Below are 24,112 nucleotides of genomic sequence, written 5' to 3'. Positions count from 1 at the left end.
ACTCCTCCCGGCTCAACTGCTCAGCCATGCTGCTCATTCAAGAAGTGCCTTACACCTGAAGTAGTCCCTGAACTCCGCGTCACCTACCCAGGGACTCTGAAGGACTATTCGGCCCATTTGCTTCTCTTTCTCTTCAGCCTTCGAGATGAGATCAACATCCCCGCTCTCCTTCGCGACCTTCAGCTCAGCGCCGGCATCCTGGAAAAAGCTGCTGGCGCTATCTTCGAACGCCCAGATGAGCTCCTCATATCGCGACCATGACGTTGGCTTGTCAGCGAAGGAAGCTATCAGCCTTTGAAGGTCGGCTATGTGGTCCGGATAGTCCTTAAGCATCTCCCGAAGTCGGGCGGGAAAAGGAGGCGAGGATACTGGCATGACTGGCGTCCTATCTAGGCGTGCGGCTTGCAAATACTACCTCCTGGCGCTGCCCGGCCGAACTGCAGGCCACTGAGCGGGAGTGATCGTCCCCAACAGCCATTGCATCATCATAGGTGCACGTGCAGCATTGGAATCTGCATAGGTCATTGCCCAGGTCATCATTGACTTGCAGTGTTACGGCCACACTAGAGGCTGCCACGGCTGGCCTATCTGCACTATCGGAAAAGTCTGACTTTGGCCTTGGCCAGGGCACCAGAGCAGCGAACTCAGTGAGATCCATGTTCCCGGACCTCACGCTGGCCCATCGGACCATGGGGCCGCCGGGCCACGGAGTCCAGCCCGGATGGCCGGGTGACATTAAACTCTCTGGAGCAGTATCTGAAGCCCGCTGACCCGGCATTCAATCCTACGGTCCATGGCCACTCCGCATTGTTGAACATGGTCAAGACATACGACCTGCTGAGCCTACATCTGGAGGAAGGCGGTCAGTGGACGCTTAGCTTGGCGCTGAAGACGGAGCCGTGGGCTATGGCGCAGGGAGCGTAGCAGGCCGGGGAGGTCTGCGCGCGGTCATTGCGTCCTGCTGCCAATGACAAGACCCGGAACCACGCCTGCTTGACGCCTCCCGGATCCGAGCCGCTACAGCCGCACCTCTGCAGTGCGCTTGAAATGAAGGTGGACGCCCAGCGCCTTTTCCACTTCGGCTTGGCGCGCGCGGTACGCCTTGAAGGTGTCTGGATCCACAACACCAATGTCGATGCGGCCCTCTGCAGCGTTCACGCCCATCCCGCCGGCGTTGGGAAAGTAGGACCGCAATCGGTTGGACGCCACGATCTGCTGCAGGTCCTTGCTTGAATGCCGAGCCCCCGGCACAAACCGCACCTGGACAGGCCCCATCGCTGTGGCCACGATGCGGCCAGGCACGGCGCCGGCGCCGGCGCCTTTCAGGCGCACTGTCATCCCCAGGGGATCCCGCGTGATCACGCGCCCTGCGTAACGGTCGCCGAACTCCTGCACCAGCGCCGCGTTCACGGGCGCCAGCGCCCTTCTCTCAGCGATGCGCCGGCTTGCTTCTGCCTCGTCGACGGCCTCTGCTGACGTCATGCGCTCCACGGCGGCGTTCAGCGTTGGCGCAGGTGGCTCTGCCGCACTCAAGCGAGTGGCCATCAAAAACAGGATGCATGCGGCTGTTGTTGTTTTCATGCGCTTCTACATTTGCGTGGAGGTGCCAAACGATGTCAGTTGCTTGCTGCAGACCGTACCATCTGAGAAGCGACACATTCTGTGAACCCGTTCGCCTGAGCTCAGCGGCATGACAATCTCTCGAACCGCATCCTCTTTGAATTCTGCATGCGCATTCTTCACGAGCATTCAACGCCTCGAGACCAGCTGGAGCCCCACCGGCACCTCCTCTATAGTTGCCCAATCCAATGCAATGGAATGGCCCATGAGCGTGATGTCATCCGGCCGGTGCCTCACAGTGGCACTTGCAGTCGTGCTAAGTGCCAGTGCCTCTGGACAAACGCCGCCTACGGAGCAGGAAGGAGCGCCGGCCGCAACAGAGACCGGTCGAACCATCAATGGGCACACCTACACCGATGCACCGGTAGAGGTGAAGTTGGGACCGAACACATTCGAGATTCCGGCCAACTATCTGGACAGCCAGATTGCGCCGTGGCCTGGTGAGGGTGTCTCTTTGGTCGTCGAGTGGCCGGACATGAAACCGACGGCACCGGGAGCGCGCGCCAACCCCCGTACGAATGATTTCCGAAAGGAGATTCGCGTGCTCGTCAGCTACGTCGACAGGGTTCCGATCGACAGCGTGTTGGAGCGGCTCTCCTCCAACGAGGCGATCACGGAGGAAGACTGGCTGGAGCGGCGTAATCCTGCCGACCGTCTGGATCTTCGGGTTGCCCAGCCAGAGCGACTAGGCCTGACTCCCTACGCCATCAACGAATCAATGATGGATCACTATGCACGCACGTATGAAGCCAAATATAGCCGCCCTCTTCCGCGCAACCCGGCGTTCGAGGACGACTGGTACATCTCGCGCGGACCGGGTGGCGCGCTCTCCAGTTTCATCAAATGCGACAGTCCGAAGCATTCGGGCGATGGCTTGGCGATCAAGGGCAAGGACATCATTGATGCCCCAGGTAGAACAATTGCAGGTTGCACACACTACATCGTGGACATTGAGAACAGTCTGTCCATCAGCCTCAACTACAACCGCGTGTTTCTCAGAGACTGGAAGGCCATGGAGCAGGCCATACGTGATGTCTTGAACCGCACCAAGTTCCGTTGATGCCGCAAGCTGAGCCGCCCGGCTCAGATGGATGCGGTTCTTGTCCGAATGCCAGCACTATCCCTATAGTTGAACGTACTCAATGCAATGGAATGGCCCCATGAGCGTGATGTCCTCCGGGCGGTGCCTGACGGTTGCGCTAGCCGTCGCCCTCAGCGCCAGCGCCTGTGCGAAGGTTCCACCCACGGAAAAGGGAGAGAGAGAAGCTGCCATGTCTGAAGATTCCGGCCAGAGCCGCACGATTGACGGCTACACCTATACGACGGCACCGGTAGTAGCCAAGCTGGGCCCGCATCGCTATGCCTTCCCAGCAAATCTCTACGACGACCAGATCGGCCCCGCCATTGGCGGCGGCGTTGGGCTGACGCTGATGTGGCCCGAACTGCAGGCTGCGCCGCCAGGAACGCGCTCGTCGCGCACCATGGCTGATCACCATCGAGCGATTTCGATGGCAGTGGACCACATCGACAAGGTGCCCATCACCGAGTTGCTGGGTCGCCAGACCAGCACCGACGCCACCAGCGAGGAAGGCTCGATTTACAGGAAGGACCCGCGCCGTCGCCTGGATCTGCGCAGACCGGGCCCCGAAACGCTGGGGCTGACGCCGTACGCCATTGATGAAGAGCAGATGGCGGTGTTTGCCAAGGCCTACGAGCTGCAGATCGGATTGCCGGCCAAGCGCAACCCGAATTTCGAGGACGACTGGTACATCGCCCGCGATGCCAGCGGCAAGCTGGAAACGTTCATCAAGTGCAGCAAGCTCAAAGATGGCCACGATGGGTTGGCCCTGGAGGGAGACCAGCTTGTGATCAACGAGAAAACCGTGGTTTCCAGCTGCACCCACAATTTCGTAGATACCGACAACAGCCTGTCTGTATCCCTCTCCTACCCTCGGATCTTTCTGAAGGATTGGAAGAAAATTGAAGCTGCCGCGCGCCAGGTTCTGGCCCAGTACAAGGTTGAGTGAACCGGGACGTTCAGGAGGAACACCGCGTGAGTGGATTGAATCAGAAGGATGTCGACACCCTGCGTGCGTATGCCGACCAAGGCAACCGCGAGCTCTATTGGAACTATCTGGCGCAGAAGCCAGGTAATGATGGCTACGGCCTGCTGGCGCTGGGCGTGGTTCGCAACGATAACCTTCCCGGGCAGGTCGCCAACGCCTACGCCCAGCTGGAAGCAAGCGATCAGCATGATCGCAACCCCGGCCTGCGCAACCGCCTACTGACCGAGCGCGAGTGGGAAGCCTTCGGGCAGACGCTGTTGAAGGAGGATCTGGAGCGCCGTGAGGAATGGGTGGGCGCGGGCGAACCTGCCAGGGCGCTCAACCTGCCTGGGCGCGATGTACAGCAGGCTCATGATGAGGCCTTCAAGCTGCACCATCTTGACCCGAACTGCTGGACCCCGCGCATCCTTCTGGAAGCCACCCGCAAGAATGTGAGCGAGGACGCCGCCGAGAAGGTCTGGCAGGAGATGCTCAACAACGACAACCGGGGCCTGAGCCGCGCAACGAACACGGTGGGCCATGCCTACGCCGCCATGCCCTGGGGACAAGCAACCGCCTACGTGGCCAAGCTTGGTTTCTATGAAGCCACCATGGCTGATCAGGCCCTGCCTGCCAGCAATCCGAATGTGATCGGTATACGCAGTTCGTACCACGTGTATGACGAGAAGGCTGGCACGTGGCACCACCACCCCGAAGGTGGCCTCCCGATCCAGGAGCGCGATGCGCGGGTGGTCGAGGGACTGAACGAAACGCGCGAGGTCCGCCTGGAGCGCGAGCAAAAGGCGACCCAGTTTCATCCCGATGATTCCTACCGGCAGCGGATCGAAACGCCCAAGGTGGTGCTGAATGATCTGCCCGGGCAGCAGCCGGAAACCCGTTTGGCCGAGCTTCGCCCAGGTGACGCCCACTACCCGCTGTACCAGCAGATCCGCGGGCATGTGGCCTCGCTCGACGCCAAACATGGGCGGAGCTTTGACGAGACCAGCGAACGGCTGACGGCCAGCCTTACCGCGCTTGCCGTGGAGAACGGACTTGAGCGCGCCGACCATGTAGTGCTGAGCCAAGGCACCGCCGATAGCCCTGCTGGCCGAAATGTCTTTGTTGTCCAAGGCGAACTGGCCGACCCGGCGCATCGACGCGCTTCAATGCCGACCGATGTCGCTGTGCAGACGCCGGTGGAGCAGTCCATGCGGCAGCTGGACGTCGCCGGTCAGGAGCGGCAGCACCAGGCGTTGGCACAGACCACGCAGCAGGAACTGGACGCCCGCGTTCGTGAAGCCCAGAGCCAAGCGATGCGTATGGGGTGATGCGGCTCGGGGGGGGGGGCGTCCATCAGCCCAGGCCAGACTCCAACCGTGGCCCGGCCGCAATTCCAGGTTGAGTAAGCTACGCAGACTCACCCCTGCCCAGACAAGGAACGGTAATGGCCCATCAGTCACAGGAAGCAGCTGTCGCCGTCATGATTGATTGCGACAACGTGTCGCCGGATATCGTTGATTTCGCGCTGCTGATGGCCGCGCAGGCAGGAAGAGTTACGGTCCGCCGGGGTTACGGAAATCGAAATACGCTTGGCAACAGCTGGGAACAGACGCTGGTTCGGCAGGCATTTACGCCCTGCCTTCAGTTTCAGTACGCTTCGAAGAAGAACACATCCGACGTAGGGTTTGCGCTTGGGGCGCGCGTCATCGGGTTCGTCTTCCCAAGGCGTCAACATTTTTGACCTCCTCCGGGGCTTGCCCTTGCCGGGATGGCTAGGAATACGATTTGGTTCGGATGGACCCGTTCTGGTCCCTGCGGCGCCGGATCTAGCAACTTGGTGCGGCTCAACTCGTAGGCTTACACGCTGATCCAAGTTCGGACCTCTTCAGCGAGCACGCCTTCGCTCAGCACAGGGTCTGTCCCAGATGACGCCACCCACGCAAACTTCCTCACCCGAATCTTGCCGATTGCGGCTGGCAAGGGTACCAATCCATCCTCCCTGTGCCTGAAGCCCACGATGAAGCCTCTCTCTGCCTCAAAGCCAGATGCGAATGCCACGATCTGATTGAAGCTCGCACGGTCCCAGTCGCCACCGAAGTACTTGTACTTGACGTCCCCCACGATGCGACCTCCGTCCACAACGAGATCTGGATTGAGCGTGATCCCACCCTCCGTTAACCGGAGCCCTCGCTTCCTCACATCAATCGGTGATAGCGCGTTTGCGAGGATGTTGCGCAATCCACTTTCCACTATGCCTGGCGTTGGGATCAGGAAGCAGGTCCCCGCGACATTGCCCGCTTCCATGGATGCTCCTCGCGACGCCAGAACTAGCCTCGCAAGCGGCAGTACCCGTGAGTAGCGCGCATGCAGACGTGTCGCTTGGAATCGCCAGTCGGATTCACGTAGGACACCCACAGGACCCATCGCCAGTACGAGACGGCGCGCGTGCCGCCTCTGGGACAAGTCGATAGCCGGGTCCGCAGCTACCGCTGCACAGCTCGCCTTCATCAGACGATTGATCGCCGCGTCTTCGTCTAGCTCTGAATAGGTGCAATGAACCACGACTCGACCAGAGAGGTTCGCCAGCACCGTGGGCACAGGCTGTACGGAGCCTCTCACCTCACAAAGCTCATCCTCGTACTCGCTGTAGTCCCTATGCAATCCAAGCCTTAGCACGCGCTCGGCTTCCGCCAGCAGCCATCTACAGACCAGCTCCCGCAACTCTCGCGAGCTGCCGACGCGAGTTGGCGAATCATCCACTCTCGGCGCCACCTCAGACCGCCCCAGGAGGTGGCAGAAGTGGCTCAGCGGGATCTTGGGCACAACCTGGAGCTGTAGGTCGCCCAAGCGAACTACACCCACTACGTTCCTAAACTTCACTAGGTGCGTGCCATTAGGCCGATACCCGACGCTAACCACTGATGCTTGTTCGTCCAGGTTGTCGCTACCGCCGGTGTTCGTTTTGGACTTTGAGCCCCACCAGTTTAGGCGGCCGGCCATCCGGCGACCAATTTCCTCTAGCGCCTGAACGTGCTGATCTGATAAGCGAACGGAGCATTCTCGATTTTCCTCGAGAACCACTTCAGTCAGCATAGTCAGGCCACAAGTGGTTGACGCTCAGGGAACCCATGCCATCCGGCTGATCGTAGTAGTACTCCTCAATGAGGGGCAACAGCTTTCGCATCCAGACTTCCCGTAGAACTTTTGGGGACATGTCATTGCGCATGAAGAAGGAATGGCCGATGGTGTGGTGTCGGTCCAGATCCCTTGCGAGATGCCCATTGAGCCTGGACAGCCCTTCTATCACGGCTGCTGAGGGTAGAGCTATGGAGCTGAAGTAGCGCTCCAGCACTTCCGCATCCGGTGCGAGCTCGAAAATCTCGAAACGGCGCCGCATCGCCGCATCTATGGAGCGAATGCTGCGATCGGCGGTGTTCATCGTTGCGATGAACATCAGGTTGGAAGGCAGCTTGAACTCCTTGGAGAGTTGGAGACTAATTGCCTGATCCCGATACTCAAGAAGATACAGAAGCTCGCCCATCACCCGAGGGAGATTTGCCCGATTTGCCTCATCCATGATGATGACGTAGGGATGGTCTGGATCGTTGAGATGTCCCGCCTGGCGCATATCACGCACTACCTGCAGCACTACGCCAGCCGTCACATCGAACGAAACGCCTGAAGGACCTGCTACTGGGCGCAACCCTTCGATGAATGCCTCGTACGTGTAGCTGGGATGGAACTGCACCAGTCGCACCGCACCCTTACGACCGTTGGTTAGGTAGGTTGCAAGCTTCTGGGCCACCCAGGTTTTACTGGTGCCGGGTGGGCCCGCCAGAATCAGCTGTGGCTGACTCCCGCGCAGACAATCGATCATGCTGCCGAGTGCTTCTTCGGTGAGGAGCGTCTCAGCCGCCAACCATGACATGTCCAGATCCGGTTCGGACTCGGCTGAAATGATCGATCCGTCCGCGCCGGCGGCATCTTGGCCGTCATCGTCGCCGGGGTATGAGTCTTTTAGTCTCTCGTACACGTAGCCGAATGCATTTTGATTCACCACGCTGAGAGATGTAGAAAACCCGTCTACCAGCTCCAGTTCTTCTACCGGGAAGGGGTCGATGAACTCGATGGCCTCGACTTTGAACCACGTCTTGTAAGCGCCGTTGGCGCTATCGTTGAATCGATTTCCTTCGTCGTGAGTCCCCGGTAGCGCGGGCCATGGATTGGCCATTCCATCCGCAGACGACGCGCAGCGGAGCGCGCCCACGCGCGCCCTGGCGACGATCTGCCGCCTGCCGTCATTGATGTAAAGCGTGAAACCTCTGGAGAGCTCGTCACGAACGCCCTCTCGGAGCCTGAATGTCCAGCCGCTTGCCCATCCACCATTGCTGTCTATGTTCTCTCGCACAGAGCTAAAGTCCCGAGAGATTGTCCCCCATGTCCCCACGAGGGCAACGCGTCTTTCTAGCCCTGGCGCCACCCGGCTCTTGTGAGCATCGACGACTGCGCCGTAAGCCCGCAGAGCAGCGTCGAGATCGGCGATCAGCGATTCATCGGAGGGCAGTTCATCCACACCGTAGTACTTGGCCACGATCGTGGACGCTTCATACATACGCGCCTTGCTGCCCTTGGAGCGGAGATCTATGCCCGCGGAGAAGTCGAAGCCCGCTCCAGCAAGGCCGGGAATGAGAGCCCTCACCCCATCTGCGCGGTCATTGAGCTTCCTAACGGCCTCCTTGCGATGAAGTGACTCGAGCTCGGTGACTCCTTGGGCGAGAGTGAGGTAGACCCCGTCCCCTGCTTCGCTGAAGAGGTAGACCACATAGATGCCACGCTGAGTGGTGGTGGTCTCTCGTCGATCCAGGATTGACAGCCAAGGGATTGTTGCCCAGTTGCCCTTGCCGTAGCTCGCTACCACCTTTAGGTGCTCGCTGCCAGCAACACGCGGAATACGCTCAACTGCCTCTCTTAGCTCCCGAAAGACTGCTGAGACTTCATTCTCTCCGCCAAATCTGACTTCAGATCGCGCCTGCTGGTACGTGCGCAGGATCGTGCCAAGCATTCCCCTTAGGTCCTGGGGTCTTTGGCCTGGCAAGTGATCTGTCATATGAAGCTCCTAGCCGATGTCTGGTGGCCACACGGAGAACGGGCCAATTGCGACAACAGTATCGGAACGCGACAGCATTCATCAATGACCTCTTGGGGCCTGGGCCAATGTGTAATGACTCACCCGTTTCTGTTCCGGTCATGCGGTTGATGTGGCGGCATAGCGCGCGTCCGGGGTCATCATCTTCAGCGCTTGATGACGGTGCTGTTGGTTGTAGAAGGCGATCCAGTCAGCGATCATTCGCATGGCATGGGCCTGGCTCTCGAATCGGTATCGATGCAGGCATTGTTCCTTCAGGGTCTGGATGACCCGTTCCACAATCCCGTTCTGCTGCGGGCAGTGCGGCATGCTGAATTCCTGCGTCAGATCGTCGCTGCGCACAAGGCGCGTGTAATCACGACTGGTGAAGACGAAGCCGTTGTCCGAGCGCAAATAAAATGCCTCAGGCACGCACCCCAGCGTGCCAAAGCGGGTGGCCGAGGTCAGGTGGCGCCAGCTGGCGCCACCTGACCCAGCAGACAATGTCGATGCTCCGGCCCACCGCATGCGGCGCCTTACAGCCTGTCGGACAGTCCAGTAACAAAAATGCCATGCTCGCTCATCAGCGAATGCAGCTTAGTTCAGTCATTCTCGATGTTCACCTAGCGGATCTCGTATTTTTGACGACTGGAGCGAGCGGACTAAGGTCTTAATGGGGCACCACTCCTCGCCGCGCTCCTGCGATCATTTGATCTCACTCTCGCTTGACAGGCTATCCTTGAAGTCGCTAAATGAGCACACCCTAGGACGACTAGAACTTTTGGCATGGATAAGCTAACGCTACCGGCGCTTTACTATTCGTCAGACAGCTCTTCTCGGTCGCTCCAGCATACGTATTTCTATGCGCTCTGCCTGAATATTGGCGGTCTTTCCGCGGCATCCGTCATCTCCTTCTTTGATCATCCAAGCTGGATAGCCGCGTCAGTTCAAGCGACACTTCTTCTACTGACTCTGTGCTCTTCAATTTACATCGCGCTGAATAGACCGCTCCGACGCTGGTACGCAGCGCGAGCACTTGCGGAATCAGTAAAGACAATGGCTTGGCGATATGCGTGTCGCGCCGAACCGTTCGACAATGACGAGGCTCAGTCCAAGGTCTTGTTCGTTGAGAGAATTCGAGAGCTGGCGACGCAGAACTCATCAGTATCTGGCATTCCTGTACCCGCCTCAACCGCCGCACAAATAAGCACTGACATGACAGATGTTCGCGGGATGAGCCCAGACGAGCGTTTGCGCATTTACATTAATCTGAGAGTTGAGGATCAACTTCGCTGGTATACAAAAAAATCCGCCAGCAACGAGACTTCCGCGCGCCGACTGTTCGTTATCATATTATTGCTCAATGCATTCGCGGTGGTACTAGCTATATCGCGGGTACATTTCTTTACTGTTGAAAGTTGGCCTACAGACATATTCGTAACGCTGTCTGCGTGCACCCTAACCTGGTTCCAGTCAAAAAAATTTGGAGAGTTGTCAGCGTCCTATGCACTTGCGGCCCACGAGATATCTTCGCTGAGGGACTTGGCCCCAAGCGATGGATCCGAAGACGCGCTGTCAAAGTACATAGCGAGCGCTGAGAGTGCGTTCTCTCGAGAGCATACTCAATGGGTCGCACGGCAGGATCACTGAACTGGAGGCGCTTGTGAACGCTCAACGAAGACATGTTTTCATCAGTCACCATTTCGCAGACGACCGAGCGGTCGACGCCCTCACCGCTCTGATGAAGAGAGGCGGGGTGGATGTACGAAACAGTTCGATTCGACTCAAAGATGCAAACAAGCAGCGACTAGAGAAAGGAGAGGTTTCTGACCTTGCACTTCGCCGTGCACTTAGGATGAAAATTTCCTGGGCGCAAACAACTGTAGTGCTTATCGGGAAGGAGACCCATGATCGCGAATGGGTGAATTACGAAATTGAGGAGGCGCACCGACAGGGGAAAGCGATAATCGGCGTATACGAGCAGGGCAATCAGGACGCAAAGATTCCAGAGGCGCTCGACAGTTTTGCTACGACCATTGTGGCTTGGAATACCGACGCAATACTAAGCGCTGTTGAAGGGACACTTGACGCGTTTCAAGCGGCAGATGGATCGGAGCGCAGTCCTTCGAATCAAATTCAGAACAGGACCTGCTAAATGTCGAGGACCTTCATCTACGTCGTGGATCGGGACTTCGGCTTCGCACCCAATCCGTTTCATGGAACGTGCACTTTAGCTACATGCAAACCAAGAATAAGAAGCGCCGCGAAGGTAGGAGATTGGGTAATAGGGCTCGGGGGAAGACGGCTAAGAGCAACAGGGAAGTGCATTTTTGCCATGCAGGTTGAGAAAAAGATAACTTTTCAAGACTACTGGGGCCTGCCGGAATTTCAAATCAAGAAACCCGCGAGAAATGGAAGCTCAACTCGACTTGTTGGCGACAACATTTATACGATGGCCAATGGATGCTGGCTTCAAGCAGACTCACATCACAGTAACGAAGACGGAACAGTTAACATCAAAAACCTAAATAAGGACACAGGAATAAACTCCGTCCTGATCTCCTCAAATTTCTACTATTTTGGCAGACAAGCGATCGCCGTGCCGACTGATATCCTGCGCACGATGGGGTACTCAAACGCGAGAAACCACCGGACATTCGGGAATGAAAGAAGCGCCGAGCTTCTTCGCTGGCTATCCAGTCATAGGTCGAAGTACCTACACGGGGAGCCATTCGACTTTAATATCGCGTCCGAGCGATACACCGGATCCGGCAGCAGGATTACCAGGAAACGAAAATGAGGGTTCGGCACGACTCAAATAACTCCTCGTTCTGAGCGCTCATAACGCATAGGCTTGAGCGAAGCATTCTTGTAGAGCGGATGCCCAGGAGAGCCATCACCAAGAATTGTGAGACAGTGCGGATCGGGTATTTTTCGATAGACTTCCCAATCTCTTCCCATCAACGCCCCCCGTGAAGTCCAGCAGCAAATGACGAGATCAGCCTCTTTGACAATTTTGGAGAGGTAACGATCTGCCCGCGGACCAATGGGATCATCCACTGAATACAAATTGTCCGGATCTGTGGATCGATACGAGAAGAGATTTGCGAGGAAAAGCCCACCATACCCCCATCGTTTTGCGTAATTAATACATACTCTCGTTGTGGGATCGTCGTTCCGGTGATCAGCCGTCGAGGGATTCAGCCCGACAAAGGCAACTATAGGACGCGACCCATCCCAATTCCTAGAGAGTAAGTACCGATAGTTGCCGCAACGAGACATAATTGCGGACTTTTCGACAGCCTGGTCAGAAAATATACTCATTTGCATGACCGCTCATCCACAGGATTTGAAACCAAAACCGAGCAATCAAGATAGTTAAACCGAGGGGGGTAAACGAAATTCGCATCAGGCAGGATATATATTTTCTCAGCGCTACCTGGAGCCACCGACGCTTTGTCTGATGAAGGCCCAAAGCCCATCCAAGTAAGGAAGCCTACGAATCCCACAATCCCAAGCGCAACATGGTAGATACGTTTCACCTGGGCGGTCACATCACCGATTTTGCTATCCAAGACAGCCAGCGAAAGCGTGCTATCGGAGATCCCATTGACTAGTTCGGAAGGAATGTTCATGTAGCCACGTCCGGATTTCGGCGTTTCGCTTGGCTGATCCAGCGACGCATACCAGATTAGGAATGCGCGCTCATTACGATCGAGCACAACATCGCTTGCACCAGCATTGAAGACCGAAAAAACTAGCCGGCCACTGTATCCAGGATCGACATGAAATCCCGAAATATTAACCAATCCCTTAAATTTGATTTTCGCCTTAATTGAAATGAATGCAACCGCGTCATTAGGAACAGTGATGATCTCGTCCGTAACAAGGAATGCGAACTGACCACGCGGAATATTTACCGAGTCTCCATCGGACATTCTGCGCTTTATGCGCTCCGCAGGCTTCACCTCATGATCTGGCGTGACGTAGGCTTCTCCCCCGACACCCAGCTCGTACGAAGCACCTTCAACGAGACCGACCGAATACGGACTAATAAGCTCAGGAAGTCTTTTCTTGAGCGTCACATCGCTCCAAAACGTCAAGGGGCCCCTCCTGCAATCATTGCGAAGTTAATCTTCGACCTGACAAACTCGAGGCGTCGCTTGATTTTCGACAGAGCATTAGCTCCCGTCTCGCCCTCCCTACTATCGATTTCGCTGATCACCATATGGAAGATCGAGGAAAACTCCTGCTCCCATACTCTTCTAAAGGGGTAGTCTTCAACGTGGTCTAGCGCTTCTGTAGCCTTCGCCAACCGGCCGACGCGGACAACAAGGGCCAATAAGAATGGAACAGTGTCTGGAATCGCGCCATCCCCCGCTCGAACCTTGGAAAGATCAACATTAAGTGCAGTCGCAGCTGATGAGGAAATAATGGCGCAATCGACAAGTGCCTTCATAGCGGCACTCTCATTCCCTCCCTCTTTGGCGAGCACAAGGTCTCCGCAGTACTTACTCAAATGCAAATTCAAGTGCGCGATTCTGCGAGAAAGATCTAGACGCGAGATGTCAGCATGAAAAAGATCGTCATGGACCCTTTGCTCAACCTGCAAAGCATAAATTTCAGCTGGCGAGTAGCTCATTACTACATCCCTGATTTCGAGGGTTGTTGGAGGGGTCAACCTCTCGCTTAAGAAGAACGCAGAAGGATTCGGAACTAGAATCCGAAACCTCCTGCGTCATCCAAGATGTACTACAGATCAAACGCCAACAGGGTTCGACTTCTCCACATCAATCTTGTACTGCTTGATCGCCCGCGCCACATCCTTACCCGTCATCTTCCCTTCCTTCGCCAGCGCCGCAATCGCGGCATGCGCGATGTAGTACCGGTCAACCTCGAAGAAGCGACGCAGGTTCGCACGGGTATCCGAACGACCAAAGCCATCCGTGCCCAGCACCGTGTACGACATCGGCACGAACGCACGGATCTGGTCCGCATACGCACGCACATAGTCGGTCGCGGCAATCGCCGGACCCTGGCGGCCTTCCAGCAGCTCGGTCACGTAGGCCTTGCGCGGCTCGGCTTCCGGGTGGAAGCGGTTGTAGCGCTCGGCATCGAAACCATCGCGGCGCAGCTCGTTGATGCTCGGGCAGCTCCAGATATCGGCGGTGACGCCGAAGTCCTTGTCCAGCAGCTCGGCCGCGGCAATGGCTTCACGCAGGATGGTGCCCGAACCCAGCAGCTGCACGCGCAGCTCGCCCTTCTTCGGCTTGCCGGCGTCGGTGAGCAGGTACATGCCCTTGACGATGCCTTCGGCCGCGCCTTCCGGCATTTCCGGGTGGGTGTAGTTTTCGTTCATCAGGGTGATGTAGTAGTACTCATCAATCTGATCTTCCATCATGGCCTTGGTGCCGTGCTGCAGGATCACCGTCACTTCGAAGCCGAAGGTCGGGTCATAGCTGCGCACGTTCGGGATGCCACCGGCGACGATATGGCTGAAGCCATCTTCGTGCTGCAGACCTTCACCGTTCAGCGTGGTGCGGCCGGCGGTGCCGCCGAGCAGGAAGCCACGGGTACGCATGTCCGCGGCCTGCCAGGCGATGTCGCCCACGCGCTGGAAGCCGAACATCGAGTAGTAGATGTAGAACGGCAGCATCGGCACGTTGGAGACCGAGTAGCTGGTACCGGCGGCCATCCAGGAGCTGATCGCGCCCGGCTCGCTGATGCCCTGCTGCAGCACCTGGCCGCTCTGGTCTTCGCGGTAGAACATCAGCTGGTCCGCATCGACCGGCTTGTATTTCTGGCCGAACGGGGCGTAGATGCCGATCTGGCGGAACAGGCCTTCCATGCCGAAGGTACGGGCTTCGTCGGCCACGATCGGCACGATGTGCGGGCCCAGTTCCTTGTCGCGCAGGGTGATGTTGAGGCTCTGCACGAAGGCCATGGTGGTGGAGTAGCTGCGCTCACCGCTGGACTTCAGCAGGCGCTCGTAGCTTTCCAGCTTCGGTGCGTTGAAGCTCTTGGTCGCCTTGCGGCGGCGCTGCGGCAGGTAACCACCCAGGGCGGCACGGCGTTCCTGCAGGTATTTCACTTCCGGCGAATCCGGGCCCGGGTGGTAGAACGGCACCTGGCCATCGGCCAGCTGTGCGTCGGTCACCGGGATGTTGAAGCGGTCGCGGAAATGGCGGACGGCATCGTCGTCCAGCTTCTTGGTCTGGTGGGTCGGGTTCAGTGCTTCACCCGCGCTGCCCATGCCGTAGCCCTTGACCGTCTTGGCCAGGATCACGGTCGGCATGCCCTTGGTGTTCACGGCCTGATGGTAGGCGGCGTACACCTTGTGCGGATCGTGGCCACCACGGTTGAGGCGCCAGATATCGTCGTCGGACAGGCCGGCGACCATCGCAGCGGTTTCCGGGTACTTGCCGAAGAAATGCTCGCGGGTATACGCGCCACCGAAGGCCTTGCAGTTCTGGTATTCGCCGTCGACGGTTTCCATCATCAGCTTGCGCAGGACGCCATTGGTGTCCTTGGCCAGCAGGGCATCCCAGTAACCGCCCCACAACAGCTTGATGACATTCCAGCCGCCGCCACGGAAGACGCCTTCCAGTTCCTGGATGATCTTGCCGTTGCCACGCACCGGGCCGTCGAGGCGCTGCAGGTTGCAGTTGACCACGAAGATCAGGTTGTCCAGGCCTTCGCGGCCGGCCAGCGCGATCGCGCCGAGGGTTTCCGGCTCATCGCTCTCGCCGTCGCCGATGAAGCACCACACCTTGCGGTCGGACTTCTCGATCAGGCCACGGTTTTCAAGGTAACGCAGGAACTGCGCCTGGTAGATCGCGGCGAGCGGGCCCAGGCCCATCGACACGGTCGGGGTCTGCCAGTAGTCCGGCATCAGCCACGGATGCGGGTAGCTGGAGAGGCCACCGCCGTCGACTTCCATGCGGAACTTGTCCAGCTGGGCTTCGTCGATGCGGCCTTCCAGGAAGGAACGCGCATAGATGCCCGGGGCGCTGTGGCCCTGGATGAAGAGCAGGTCGCCCGGGTGGTCTTCGCTCGGGGCGCGCCAGAAGTGGTTGAAGCCCACGTCATACAGCGTGGCGCCGGAGGCGAAGGAGGCGATGTGGCCGCCCAGGTCGCCCGGCTTGCGGTTGGCGCGCACGACGGTCGCCATCGCGTTCCAGCGGATGATGGAACGAATGCGCCATTCCAGTTCGGCGTTGCCCGGGCTCTTGGCCTCCAGGGTCGGCGCGATGGTGTTCACGTACTCGGTGGTGGGAGAGAACGGCAGGTAAGCACCCGAACGACGGGTCAGTTCCACCATGCCTTCCAACAGCTGATGCGCGCGCTCGGGGCCCTCGACATCAATAACGGCCTTCAGCGACTCGATCCATTCCTGGGTTTCCACAGGATTCGGGTCGTTGTTCAGCACCTCGTTCAACCAGTTCATTTGCGCTCCCATGACCGCACGCACGCGCGCGACTGTTTTAGATTTCTAGCCGCAAAGTGTAGCGCACCAAGGGGTTTGCTTACTTCGCTACGGTTGCGTATGGAACCATCCGGGCGTGTCCGGAAGGACAGCAGGCGACAGCGCGCGGGCCGGGCTTGAAGGTTCCACGCTGCATTTCAGCCTGCCCGGCGGCGATGACACCGGCGCGTCAGCAGGACACCGCTGGACAGCCCAGGCGCTGCGGCAGAGGCGATTGGCGTGGATCGTACGCGGCGGGAAGGCGTTCCAGCGCGCATCGGCGTGGATCATCGGCAACGTTCGTCGGCCAGGAGAGCGCGCAGTGTTCCATCACAAGCACGCACCGTCGCACGCTGGATTCACCTGAACGCATCCCTGCCATGCGTGCGCCGCGGCTGGCCGAACGGGAGTTTTCGATATATCGTTCCGTCACTGCATTCGATATATCGAAATGACCTCTCCGCGCGATCTCGACCGCCCTGCCCGCCCGCTGACCGCCCGGCCGCTCAGCCGCGGCGATCTGCGCCTGCTGGTGCTGTCACTGCTGGCCGACCAGCCGCGCCACGGCTACGAGCTGATCCAGCTGATCAGCGACATGTTCGTGCGGGTCTACACGCCCAGCGCCGGCTCGATCTACCCGGTGCTGGCGCAGTTCGAGGCGGCCGGCTGGGTCGGCGCGGTCGAGGACGGTGGGCGCAAACGCTACGCGCTCAGCGCGCTGGGCCAGGCCGAGCTGGAGGCGCAGCGCGACGAGGTCGATGCAGCGGTGCACCGGGTGCGCGACAGCGCGCGCACGATCACCAAGGCCAACCTGCCGCCGTCCGTGCGCGATGCGCTGCGCGAGCTCAAGCACGCGCTGGGCCTGTGCCACGGCCGCTGGCAGGACGACAACGCCGCCGCCGTGGCCGAAGCGCTGCGCGAGGCCGCCGCGCACATCCGTGCGCAGGGCCGCTGACCTTCCCTCTTCGTTTCAGACCCAGCCAGCCACCGCCCGCCAGGTCCTTCTCTCTCAACGCCGCGCTGCGGCACTGATCCAGGTATTCCCATGGCTCTGCATGAAAACCGACTGCTCCGTCATACCGTGAAGTTCCGCCCGCTGCAGGTGCTGCGCACCGAAGAGATCAGCCCGTGCATGCGCCGGGTGATCGTCGGTGGCGAGGCGCTGGAAGGCTTCGATTCGCCCTCGCCGGACGACCACGTCAAGCTGTTCTTCCCCAACGCCGAGGGCCAGTTCGTGGTCCCGACGATGACCCCGGAAGGCCCGCGCTACCCGGAAGGCCAGGCGCCCTCCCCCTCGCGCGATTACACCCCGCGCTGGTGGGATCTGGAGAGCAACGAGCTGGCGCTGGACTTCGTCATGCATGGCGACGGCCTGGCTTCGACCTGGGCCGCCAACGCGCAGGCGGGCGATGCGATCGCCGTCGGCGGCCCGCGCGGCTCGCACATGACCGCCGATGACTTCGACACCTACGTGCTGATCGGCGATGAAACCGCGCTGCCGGCGATCGGCCGCTGGCTGGAGACGCTGCCGGAGGGCGCGAACGCCGACGTCTACATCGAGATCCCGGAATCCGGCGACCGCCAGGAGCTGCCGGAGGACGACCGCATCCGCATCTCGTGGCTGGAGCGCAACGGCTTCGACGCCGCCAGCAGCACCCTGCTGGAAGACGTGCTGACCGATTTCGAGGAGCCGGATGGCGACACCTTCTACTGGATCGCGGCCGAGTCGCGCCGGGCCCGGATGATGCGCAAGTACATCGAGGGTCACCTGGGCGTGCCGAAGGACTGGATCCGCTCGACCGGCTACTGGAAGGCCCACGGCAGTGAGCACCACGACGACTGAGCCCGCGACGGGCACCGGCCACGGATGCGACAATCGCGTTTTGTGCCGGTGCCTTTCATGCAAGCCTCTCCTCTTTCGGCACTGACCGATCTGATCGACCGCGCCGAGCGCGCCGATCCCGCGCTGGATGCCGCCCTGGCGGCGCTGGCGCCTTCCGTGGGCGGGAACATCGCCCCGTTGCGCACCGCCCTGATCCCGCTGGCCCGCGCCCAGGCAGCATTGGTGCAGGCGAACATCGATATCGACCTGGTCGCCGATGAGCTGCGCCGTTACCAGAAGTACGCGATGCCCGGTAAGCCGAGCCTGCAGATCGTGCAGCTGCGCAAGCAGCAGGCCTCGGTGAAGCAGGCCGCGCTGCTGGCCCGCCAGGCATTTGCGCAGGCGACGCATGCATTCCTGCGCGAGAGCGGATTGAGTGCACCGGCACGGCGGACGCCGACCGATTTCACCACGCTGTGGCTGGGCAAGGTGAGCGCGCAGGTGGCGGCGGGGTGACCGAGGCCGTCGTGCAGCCGGGCCAGGAACGGTAGTGCCGGCCGCTGGCCGGCTCCCCCTTCCGTCCAGGATGATGAGGAGCCGGCCAGCGGCCGGCACTACCGGGTATCGACCGGTAGCCGCGCAAAAAGAAAGCCCGCCAATTGGCGGGCTTTCTGCCTTCTCACGACGAGTGAGGAGAAACTCAGGCAGCCGGCTTTTCGCCAGTGGCCTCGGTGGTGATGCGGATGTTCACTTCATCGCTGACGTTCGGGGCGTACGCGCCGACGCCGAAATCGCTGCGCTTGATGGTGGTGGTGGCATCGAAGCCCGCCGCCGGCACCTTGGCCATCGGGTGCTCGCCGCCGCCGTTGACGGTGACATCCAGGGTCACCGGCTTGGTGATGTCCTTGATGGTCAGGTCGCCGGTGACGGTCAGCTTGTTGGTGCCGTTGGCCTCAACCTTGGTGCTCTTGAAGGTGGCGGCCGGGAACTTGGCGGCGTCGAAGAAATCGGCGCTCTTCAGGTGCTCGTCGAACTTGGCGGTGAAGCTGTTCAGGCCGGTCAGCGGCAGCTTCACTTCGACGGTCGACTTGGTCACGTCGGCCGCGTCATACACCAGGGTGCCTTCGGCCGCGCCGAAGTGGGCGGTCGGGTGCGAGAAGCCGAAGTGGCTCCACTGGACCAGCACGTCGGTGTGGGTCGGGTCGAGCTTGTAGGTGCCCGAGGCGATCTGGATCGCATCGGCCGCCGGGGCGGCAGCGGCAGCAGCAGCGTCCGCAGCCGGGGCAGCGGTTTCGGTGGCGGCCGGCGCGTCGGCAGCCGGGGCAGCGGCTTCGTCGGCCGGCTTGGAGCAGGCGGCGATGGCCAGGGTCAGGGCGAGCGGCAGCAGCAGTTTGCGGGTCACGGTCATGTCAGGTCTCTCTCGATTCGAAGGGAAAAGTAGCAAAGGTCATGCAGCCCATCCGCACGGATGGGCCACGATCCGGCGGTAACGCTTAAGCGATGCGGGCGGCTTCGTCGAACGACAGGCGAGGCAGCCGCGGGAACAGGCCCGAGGCGTCACCGTACCCCAGGTTGACGAGGAAATTCGACTTGATCGCGGTGCCCTTGAAGAAGGCTTCGTCGACCTTGGCGTTGTCGAAGCCGGACATCGGGCCGGCATCCAGACCCAGCGCGCGGGCGGCCAGGATCAGGTAGGCGCCCTGCAGGCTGCCATTGCGGAATGCCCCCTCGGTACGGCCTTCACGCGGGCCGTCGAACCACGCCTTGGCGTCGGTGTGCGGGAACAGGAACGGCAGCTTCTCGTGGAAGTCTTCGTCGAAGGCGACGATCACCGTGACCGGGGCGGCCAGGGTCTTGTCGTGGTTGCCTTCGGACAGCGCCGGGGCCAGCTTGGCCTTGGCTTCCGGGGACTTCACGAATACGAAGCGTGCCGGACTGCCATTGGCGGCGGTCGGGCCCCACTTCAGCAGCTCATAGAGCGCCTTCAGCTGGCTGTCCTCGACCGGCTTATCGAGGAAGGCGTTCTGGGTGCGGGCGGTACGGAACAACTGATCGAGCGCAGCATCGTCAAGGACGTGGGACATGAAGCCTCCGGAAACAAGGGGAATCGTTCGCGCATCGGCTACCGTGGCAGGGCGACCGCGCGATCGGCGAAGGCTGGCAGTGTAGAGTGTCGCGACAGTTGCAACACCCAGCCTGACTGAAACGAATTAATGCCATACGTGAAACGATGGAGTCCGCCCTGGACGATCACTGACGGCCGTGCCGGCAATGTGCGGCAGGCGGTGGCCCTGGCCACGGCATTGAAGCTGGGGGCGCATCGTCCGCTGGTACTCACGCCGCGCGCGCCCTGGCGCTGGCTGGCCCCGCGCTGGTTGCCGGGCGCCGCCAAGGGTTACGGCGAAGCCTTCGCCGCGCTGACCGAAGAGGTCCCGGAGCTGGCCATCGGCTGCGGCCGCCAGGCTGCCGGTGCGCTGCGCGAGCTGCGCCGCCGTGGCACCCGGGTGGTGCAGATCCTCGACCCCCGCCTCAGCCCGCGCCACTGGGACCTGCTGGTCGTCCCCGAACACGACCGCCTGCGCGGCAGCAACGTGCTCACCCTGCTGGGCAGCCTCAATCCGGTCAACGATGACTGGCTGGCCTGCGGCCGTGCCGCCTTCGCGACGTTCAGCGCCCTGCCCGGCCCGCGCACCGCGCTGCTGGTCGGCGGGCCGACCCCGCACGCACCCTGGCATGAGCCGGACATGGTGCAGGTATTCCAGCAGTTGGCGTCGCAGCTGCGCGCGGAGGGCGGCAGCCTGCTGGCCACGACCTCGCGACGCACGCCCCCCGCGCTGGTCGGCGCGCTCCGCAGTGCGTTCGCCGATGTGCCGAACGTGATCTGGGGCGACGGCGGTGATGGCGTCAATCCGTATGCCGGCCTGCTCGGCTGGGCCAATCGCGTCGTGGTTTCACCGGACTCGGTGAACCTGCTCTCCGAAGCCTGCGCCACGCGCATGCCGGTGGCCGTCGCCCTGGCCGACCAGGCGCAGGGACGGCTGGCGCACTTCCAGAGCGCGCTGCGCGAGCGTGGCCGCCTGCAGCTGCGCTGGCTGGACTGGCAGAAGGACGGCCGCATCGAACCGCTGCGCGAGACCACGCGCGTTGCCGAAGAGGTGCGCGCGCGGTTGGGCATCCACGCCTGACGTCCTGCACAGCGTTATGATGCGGCCGCGGCCGGTGCCGCCGGAGAACGTGTGACATGGATGTACCCTTCGCTGCCCTGCGCAAGCGCTTCCCCCCTGCCTTGCTGTGCGCGGTATTGATGGGCGCTGCGCTGACCGCGCACGCCGAGCCGCAATGCACCGAACGCTATCCCACGCCCGCCGCGCTTGCCTCGATGTTCGATGTGGCGCTGGCCACCACGGACGCCCTGGATGCCCTCGAGGGCGTGGACGTGGTGCTGATCGCACGCGGCGGCCAGGACCTGAGCAAGTACGGCTTGCGCCACAGCCACCTGGCCTTCCTGCTGCGCGAGGAGGATGGCCAATGGCGCGCGGTGCATCTGCTCAATCCGTGCAAGACCGCGGAGTCGCACTTGTTCCGCGAGGGTGTTGCGACCTTCATCGGCGAGACCTCCAGCCATACCGATCTGCGCATCGGGGTGCCGACCCCGGCCGTGCGCGATGCGCTCAAGGCGATGCTCACCCAGCCGGCGATCCAGGCGAAGGCGCTGCACGAAGCACGCTACAGCGTGGTGGCCTATCCGTTCCGCACCGAATACCAGAATTCCAATCAGTGGGTGCTGGAAGTCCTGGGCGCGGCGATGGCGCAGGTGGAAGAGCGCACGTTGATCGTCAACCGTACCCAGGCGCAGGAATGGCTGCAGCGGCACATGTACACGCCCAGCACGCTGCACATCGGCGTGGCCAAGCGGCTCGGCGCGCGCTTCTTCGTGCCCAATGCGGCCGTTACCGACCACCCGGCCAGCGAGCGCCTTTCCGGCAACTACTCAGTGGTGACGGTGGAATCGATCTTCGATTTCCTGCAGCTGCGCAGCAGCCTGCAGCAGGAACTGGCCGTGCCGCATGTGCCGGTCAAGGGCATTACCCCACCCAAACCGTGAGTCAGCGGCAGGCAGCACGCCAGCGGGCATACTGCGGACCCATGTTGAGACATCAGAAGGATCTTCGATGACACGTGTTTCGCGCAGCCTCGTTTCACCGCTGCTGGCCATTGCCGTATGCGCGGCCAGCCTGCCCGCGCCCGCGCAGGTGGTGGGCATCAATCACCCGGTGACCAGCAGCGTCATCGTCACTTCGGTGGTGAGCGTGGTGGTGGTGACCGCACCGGTGTGGCTGGTCTCGGCCGGCCTCAGCAGGGCCAGCGATGCCTCCGCTCGACGCAGCCGCGCGGCCAAGGACGCACGTGGCAAAGCCGGTCCGCTGCCGCCGCTCACCGTGGAGAAGGTGGAACGCACGCCCGAAGGCGGCATCGAAATGGCCCTGCAGAACCCGCAGGAACCGGACGAGCCGGCCGTGATTGCCTGGCCCGCGCGCGAGGACAACCCGGCAGCAGCGGTGGCGGTGGGCGACGTCCTGGCGCTGACGCCCACCCAGGGCGGCGCCGGCTGGACAGTGACCACGGCCGAGGGCACGGCCTTGGCCTTCCTGCCCATCGATGCGGCGGCGGCGCAGCCGAGTGCACGTTGGTAACCCCTCGCTGTCCACTGTCTCGTGGAGCTACTGAATGAACCGGATGTCCCGTCCTGCCGTTGCGCCACTGCTGACGCTGGCCTTGCTCACGGCCAGCCTGCCGGTCAGCGCCCAGAACCTCAGCAATGCCTCGCCGGTCACCAGCAGCGTCCTCACGACGTCGGTGGTGAGCCTGGCGGTGATCACCGCACCGGTCTGGCTCAGTGCGTTGGGGGTGAGCGAGCTGCATGACGCCTCCATGCCGCACAACCGCGCCGCCCGGGCCGCGAAACGGCAGAAGGCCGCGCCGATGCCGCCCCTCACCGTGGAGCGCGTGACGCACCAGCCGGACGGCAGCTACGAGGTGGAGCTGAAGAACCCGCAGGCCCCGGATGCACCGGCGGTGGTGGCATGGCCCGCGCGTGCCGACAACCCGGCGGCAGGCGTGAAGGTGGGCGATGTGCTGGATTTCACCCCGACCCCGGCCGGTGCGGGCTGGATGGTGGCCGATGCCGGAGGTGCCGCGCTGGCGTTCCTGCCGACCCGGGATGCGGCGGCGACCAGCATGAGCGAACGCTTCTGACTGAACCGGCCCGGGCTGGCCCTGGGCCGGCCAAGCCCGGATAATCCGCTGTTCCCCGACTTTTCCGGCTCGCCATGTCCGCGCGTCCTGCCACTGCGTTTGCCCCGTTGACCCCCCGCTCGCTACTGCTGGCGGTGCTGGCCATGGGCGCGGTGGTGCTGGGCTCGAACGTGCTGGTGCAGTACCCGATCAATGATTGGCTGACCTGGGGCGCCTTCAGCTACCCGGTCGCCTTCCTGGTCAGCAATCTGATCAATCGCCGCTTTGGTCCGGCGGCGGCACGGCGGGTGGCGTGGGCAGGTTTCGCGCTGGCGGTGCTGTTGTCGATCTGGATCGCCACGCCGCGGATCGCGGTGGCCTCGTGCCTGGCCTTCATCGCCGCGCAGCTGCTGGACATCACCGTGTTCGACCGGCTGCGCCGCGGGCACTGGTGGCGCGCACCGATGGTGGCGACGACCTGCAGCGCGACGCTGGATACGACGATTTTCTGGAGCATTGCGTTTGCCGGCTCCAGCCTGCCGTGGGTGAGCTGGGCGCTGGGCGATCTGGCGGTGAAGCTGACGATCGGCGTGTTCCTGCTGGCACCGTTCCGCGCGCTGCTGTGGAAGATGGCGCCGCGCGCGGTGTGACATCTGCGCCGGCCGCCCGGTGTGGCGCTGTCGGTCGGAAGGCGCTGTCGGTCGGAAGGCGCTGTCGGTCGAAGATCGCTGTCGGTAGTGCCGGGGGGCGGGGCGGGGCGGCAAGGGGGTGGGGCGACGGGACGCGCGGGCGCCAACCAC

General features: G+C 61.5%; 24 protein-coding genes. 14 read left to right on the top strand and 10 right to left on the bottom strand.

Features of this window, described 5'->3' with window-relative positions; translation table 11 throughout:
- Nucleotides 1–33: 33 nt before the first annotated feature.
- Together ABE434_RS14650 and ABE434_RS14645 are read right to left on the bottom strand one after the other, a co-directional pair.
- On the bottom strand, nt 34–333 hold the full coding sequence (locus tag ABE434_RS14650) for a hypothetical protein (protein ID WP_346479341.1): 300 nt from the start codon (nt 331–333) through the stop codon (nt 34–36).
- Between the two features lie 684 nt (nt 334–1,017).
- On the bottom strand, nt 1,018–1,581 hold the full coding sequence (locus ABE434_RS14645) for a hypothetical protein (protein WP_346479340.1): 564 nt from the start codon (nt 1,579–1,581) through the stop codon (nt 1,018–1,020).
- A gap of 244 nt (nt 1,582–1,825) precedes the next feature.
- Between ABE434_RS14645 and ABE434_RS14640 the strand changes: the two genes are divergently transcribed.
- The 4 genes from ABE434_RS14640 to ABE434_RS14625 all read left to right on the top strand — a co-directional run bounded on the left by ABE434_RS14640 (nt 1,826) and on the right by ABE434_RS14625 (nt 5,406).
- Nucleotides 1,826–2,680, top strand: a complete 855-nt coding sequence (locus ABE434_RS14640; RefSeq protein WP_346479339.1) for a hypothetical protein — start codon at nt 1,826–1,828, stop codon at nt 2,678–2,680.
- A 100-nt stretch (nt 2,681–2,780) separates the two neighbouring features.
- Nucleotides 2,781–3,647, top strand: a complete 867-nt coding sequence (locus ABE434_RS14635) for a hypothetical protein (RefSeq protein WP_346479338.1) — start codon at nt 2,781–2,783, stop codon at nt 3,645–3,647.
- A gap of 26 nt (nt 3,648–3,673) precedes the next feature.
- Nucleotides 3,674–4,993 carry an XVIPCD domain-containing protein gene (locus ABE434_RS14630; protein ID WP_346479337.1) on the top strand — a complete coding sequence of 440 codons (1,320 nt, stop codon included), beginning with the start codon at nt 3,674–3,676 and terminating at the stop codon, nt 4,991–4,993.
- 116 nt (nt 4,994–5,109) lie between these two features.
- Complete coding sequence (locus ABE434_RS14625; RefSeq protein WP_346479336.1) at nt 5,110–5,406, top strand: NYN domain-containing protein; 297 nt, start codon at nt 5,110–5,112, stop codon at nt 5,404–5,406.
- Nucleotides 5,407–5,522: 116 nt separating this feature from the next.
- Here the strand turns inward: ABE434_RS14625 and ABE434_RS14620 are convergent, their stop codons facing one another.
- From ABE434_RS14620 to ABE434_RS14610, 3 genes are all read right to left on the bottom strand, one after another.
- Nucleotides 5,523–6,758 carry a hypothetical protein gene (locus tag ABE434_RS14620; protein WP_346479335.1) on the bottom strand — a complete coding sequence of 412 codons (1,236 nt, stop codon included), beginning with the start codon at nt 6,756–6,758 and terminating at the stop codon, nt 5,523–5,525.
- Nucleotides 6,748–8,727, bottom strand: coding sequence for a DUF3578 domain-containing protein (locus ABE434_RS14615; protein ID WP_346479334.1), 1,980 nt, complete (start codon nt 8,725–8,727; stop codon nt 6,748–6,750). The genes ABE434_RS14620 and ABE434_RS14615 overlap by 11 nt, the downstream gene beginning before the upstream one ends.
- A 183-nt stretch (nt 8,728–8,910) precedes the next feature.
- Nucleotides 8,911–9,294 carry an integrase core domain-containing protein gene (locus ABE434_RS14610; RefSeq protein ID WP_346479333.1) on the bottom strand — a complete coding sequence of 128 codons (384 nt, stop codon included), beginning with the start codon at nt 9,292–9,294 and terminating at the stop codon, nt 8,911–8,913.
- A 1,096-nt stretch (nt 9,295–10,390) separates the two neighbouring features.
- Between ABE434_RS14610 and ABE434_RS14605 the strand changes: the two genes are divergently transcribed.
- Both ABE434_RS14605 and ABE434_RS14600 read left to right on the top strand, forming a co-directional pair.
- Nucleotides 10,391–10,945, top strand: coding sequence for a TIR domain-containing protein (locus ABE434_RS14605; protein ID WP_346479332.1), 555 nt, complete (start codon nt 10,391–10,393; stop codon nt 10,943–10,945).
- Nucleotides 10,946–11,590 carry a hypothetical protein gene (locus ABE434_RS14600; protein WP_346479331.1) on the top strand — a complete coding sequence of 215 codons (645 nt, stop codon included), beginning with the start codon at nt 10,946–10,948 and terminating at the stop codon, nt 11,588–11,590.
- Nucleotides 11,591–12,110: 520 nt separating this feature from the next.
- Here the strand turns inward: ABE434_RS14600 and ABE434_RS14595 are convergent.
- The 3 genes from ABE434_RS14595 to aceE form a co-directional block, all read right to left on the bottom strand.
- On the bottom strand, nt 12,111–12,893 hold the full coding sequence (locus tag ABE434_RS14595; protein ID WP_346479330.1) for a hypothetical protein: 783 nt from the start codon (nt 12,891–12,893) through the stop codon (nt 12,111–12,113).
- Nucleotides 12,890–13,432: a hypothetical protein gene (locus ABE434_RS14590; RefSeq protein ID WP_346479329.1), complete on the bottom strand. Its 543-nt coding sequence runs from the start codon at nt 13,430–13,432 to the stop codon at nt 12,890–12,892. Before ABE434_RS14590 ends, ABE434_RS14595 begins: the two co-directional genes overlap by 4 nt.
- Before the next feature lie 117 nt (nt 13,433–13,549).
- Entirely contained in the window at nt 13,550–16,237 is a 2,688-nt protein-coding gene (gene aceE, locus ABE434_RS14585; protein ID WP_346479328.1) for a pyruvate dehydrogenase (acetyl-transferring), homodimeric type, read from the bottom strand.
- Nucleotides 16,238–16,706: 469 nt separating this feature from the next.
- On the opposite strand from aceE, the gene ABE434_RS14580 reads away from it, so the two are divergent.
- The 3 genes from ABE434_RS14580 to ABE434_RS14570 all read left to right on the top strand — a co-directional run bounded on the left by ABE434_RS14580 (nt 16,707) and on the right by ABE434_RS14570 (nt 18,593).
- Nucleotides 16,707–17,210 carry a PadR family transcriptional regulator gene (locus ABE434_RS14580; RefSeq protein WP_176990507.1) on the top strand — a complete coding sequence of 168 codons (504 nt, stop codon included), beginning with the start codon at nt 16,707–16,709 and terminating at the stop codon, nt 17,208–17,210.
- A gap of 90 nt (nt 17,211–17,300) precedes the next feature.
- Nucleotides 17,301–18,098 carry a siderophore-interacting protein gene (locus ABE434_RS14575; protein ID WP_346479327.1) on the top strand — a complete coding sequence of 266 codons (798 nt, stop codon included), beginning with the start codon at nt 17,301–17,303 and terminating at the stop codon, nt 18,096–18,098.
- Between the two features lie 57 nt (nt 18,099–18,155).
- Complete coding sequence (locus ABE434_RS14570; RefSeq protein ID WP_176990509.1) at nt 18,156–18,593, top strand: hypothetical protein; 438 nt, start codon at nt 18,156–18,158, stop codon at nt 18,591–18,593.
- Nucleotides 18,594–18,777: 184 nt separating this feature from the next.
- Here ABE434_RS14570 and ABE434_RS14565 read toward each other — a convergent pair whose 3' ends face one another.
- Together ABE434_RS14565 and ABE434_RS14560 are read right to left on the bottom strand one after the other, a co-directional pair.
- On the bottom strand, nt 18,778–19,485 hold the full coding sequence (locus ABE434_RS14565; protein WP_346479326.1) for a YceI family protein: 708 nt from the start codon (nt 19,483–19,485) through the stop codon (nt 18,778–18,780).
- 85 nt (nt 19,486–19,570) lie between these two features.
- Nucleotides 19,571–20,161, bottom strand: coding sequence for a malonic semialdehyde reductase (locus ABE434_RS14560; protein ID WP_176990511.1), 591 nt, complete (start codon nt 20,159–20,161; stop codon nt 19,571–19,573).
- Nucleotides 20,162–20,290: 129 nt separating this feature from the next.
- Between ABE434_RS14560 and ABE434_RS14555 the strand changes: the two genes are divergently transcribed.
- From ABE434_RS14555 to ABE434_RS14535, 5 genes are all read left to right on the top strand, one after another.
- Complete coding sequence (locus ABE434_RS14555) at nt 20,291–21,262, top strand: mitochondrial fission ELM1 family protein (protein ID WP_346479325.1); 972 nt, start codon at nt 20,291–20,293, stop codon at nt 21,260–21,262.
- A gap of 56 nt (nt 21,263–21,318) precedes the next feature.
- Nucleotides 21,319–22,182, top strand: coding sequence for a DUF2145 domain-containing protein (locus ABE434_RS14550; protein WP_346479324.1), 864 nt, complete (start codon nt 21,319–21,321; stop codon nt 22,180–22,182).
- A 67-nt stretch (nt 22,183–22,249) separates the two neighbouring features.
- Nucleotides 22,250–22,771, top strand: a complete 522-nt coding sequence (locus tag ABE434_RS14545; RefSeq protein WP_346479323.1) for a hypothetical protein — start codon at nt 22,250–22,252, stop codon at nt 22,769–22,771.
- A 43-nt stretch (nt 22,772–22,814) separates the two neighbouring features.
- Nucleotides 22,815–23,333: a hypothetical protein gene (locus ABE434_RS14540; RefSeq protein ID WP_346479322.1), complete on the top strand. Its 519-nt coding sequence runs from the start codon at nt 22,815–22,817 to the stop codon at nt 23,331–23,333.
- Nucleotides 23,334–23,407: 74 nt separating this feature from the next.
- On the top strand, nt 23,408–23,962 hold the full coding sequence (locus ABE434_RS14535) for a queuosine precursor transporter (protein WP_176990514.1): 555 nt from the start codon (nt 23,408–23,410) through the stop codon (nt 23,960–23,962).
- Nucleotides 23,963–24,112 lie beyond the last annotated feature (150 nt).

The organism is Stenotrophomonas sp. TWI1183 (assembly GCF_039673115.1).
GTDB classification, from domain to species: Bacteria; Pseudomonadota; Gammaproteobacteria; order Xanthomonadales; family Xanthomonadaceae; genus Stenotrophomonas; species Stenotrophomonas maltophilia_AA.
Note: the sequence above shows the minus strand (reverse complement) of the source record. Positions and strands in the feature narration are given on the sequence as shown.

What these genes read in the sequence shown, in the direction of transcription:
- ABE434_RS14635 (WP_346479338.1), top strand. Translation starts at nt 2,781, where the DNA reads ATGAGCGTGATGTCCTCCGGGCGGTGCCTGACGGTTGCGCTAGCCGTC.
- ABE434_RS14615 (WP_346479334.1), bottom strand. Translation starts at nt 8,727, where the DNA reads ATGCTTGGCACGATCCTGCGCACGTACCAGCAGGCGCGATCTGAAGTC.
- ABE434_RS14540 (WP_346479322.1), top strand. Translation starts at nt 22,815, where the DNA reads ATGTCCCGTCCTGCCGTTGCGCCACTGCTGACGCTGGCCTTGCTCACG.
- ABE434_RS14560 (WP_176990511.1), bottom strand. Translation starts at nt 20,161, where the DNA reads ATGTCCCACGTCCTTGACGATGCTGCGCTCGATCAGTTGTTCCGTACC.
- ABE434_RS14565 (WP_346479326.1), bottom strand. Translation starts at nt 19,485, where the DNA reads ATGACCGTGACCCGCAAACTGCTGCTGCCGCTCGCCCTGACCCTGGCC.
- ABE434_RS14535 (WP_176990514.1), top strand. Translation starts at nt 23,408, where the DNA reads ATGTCCGCGCGTCCTGCCACTGCGTTTGCCCCGTTGACCCCCCGCTCG.
- aceE (WP_346479328.1), bottom strand. Translation starts at nt 16,237, where the DNA reads ATGAACTGGTTGAACGAGGTGCTGAACAACGACCCGAATCCTGTGGAA.
- ABE434_RS14580 (WP_176990507.1), top strand. Translation starts at nt 16,707, where the DNA reads ATGACCTCTCCGCGCGATCTCGACCGCCCTGCCCGCCCGCTGACCGCC.
- ABE434_RS14640 (WP_346479339.1), top strand. Translation starts at nt 1,826, where the DNA reads ATGAGCGTGATGTCATCCGGCCGGTGCCTCACAGTGGCACTTGCAGTC.
- ABE434_RS14645 (WP_346479340.1), bottom strand. Translation starts at nt 1,581, where the DNA reads ATGAAAACAACAACAGCCGCATGCATCCTGTTTTTGATGGCCACTCGC.
- ABE434_RS14545 (WP_346479323.1), top strand. Translation starts at nt 22,250, where the DNA reads ATGACACGTGTTTCGCGCAGCCTCGTTTCACCGCTGCTGGCCATTGCC.
- ABE434_RS14600 (WP_346479331.1), top strand. Translation starts at nt 10,946, where the DNA reads ATGTCGAGGACCTTCATCTACGTCGTGGATCGGGACTTCGGCTTCGCA.
- ABE434_RS14590 (WP_346479329.1), bottom strand. Translation starts at nt 13,432, where the DNA reads ATGAGCTACTCGCCAGCTGAAATTTATGCTTTGCAGGTTGAGCAAAGG.
- ABE434_RS14620 (WP_346479335.1), bottom strand. Translation starts at nt 6,758, where the DNA reads ATGCTGACTGAAGTGGTTCTCGAGGAAAATCGAGAATGCTCCGTTCGC.
- ABE434_RS14570 (WP_176990509.1), top strand. Translation starts at nt 18,156, where the DNA reads ATGCAAGCCTCTCCTCTTTCGGCACTGACCGATCTGATCGACCGCGCC.
- ABE434_RS14575 (WP_346479327.1), top strand. Translation starts at nt 17,301, where the DNA reads ATGGCTCTGCATGAAAACCGACTGCTCCGTCATACCGTGAAGTTCCGC.
- ABE434_RS14625 (WP_346479336.1), top strand. Translation starts at nt 5,110, where the DNA reads ATGGCCCATCAGTCACAGGAAGCAGCTGTCGCCGTCATGATTGATTGC.
- ABE434_RS14555 (WP_346479325.1), top strand. Translation starts at nt 20,291, where the DNA reads ATGCCATACGTGAAACGATGGAGTCCGCCCTGGACGATCACTGACGGC.
- ABE434_RS14550 (WP_346479324.1), top strand. Translation starts at nt 21,319, where the DNA reads ATGGATGTACCCTTCGCTGCCCTGCGCAAGCGCTTCCCCCCTGCCTTG.
- ABE434_RS14650 (WP_346479341.1), bottom strand. Translation starts at nt 333, where the DNA reads ATGCTTAAGGACTATCCGGACCACATAGCCGACCTTCAAAGGCTGATA.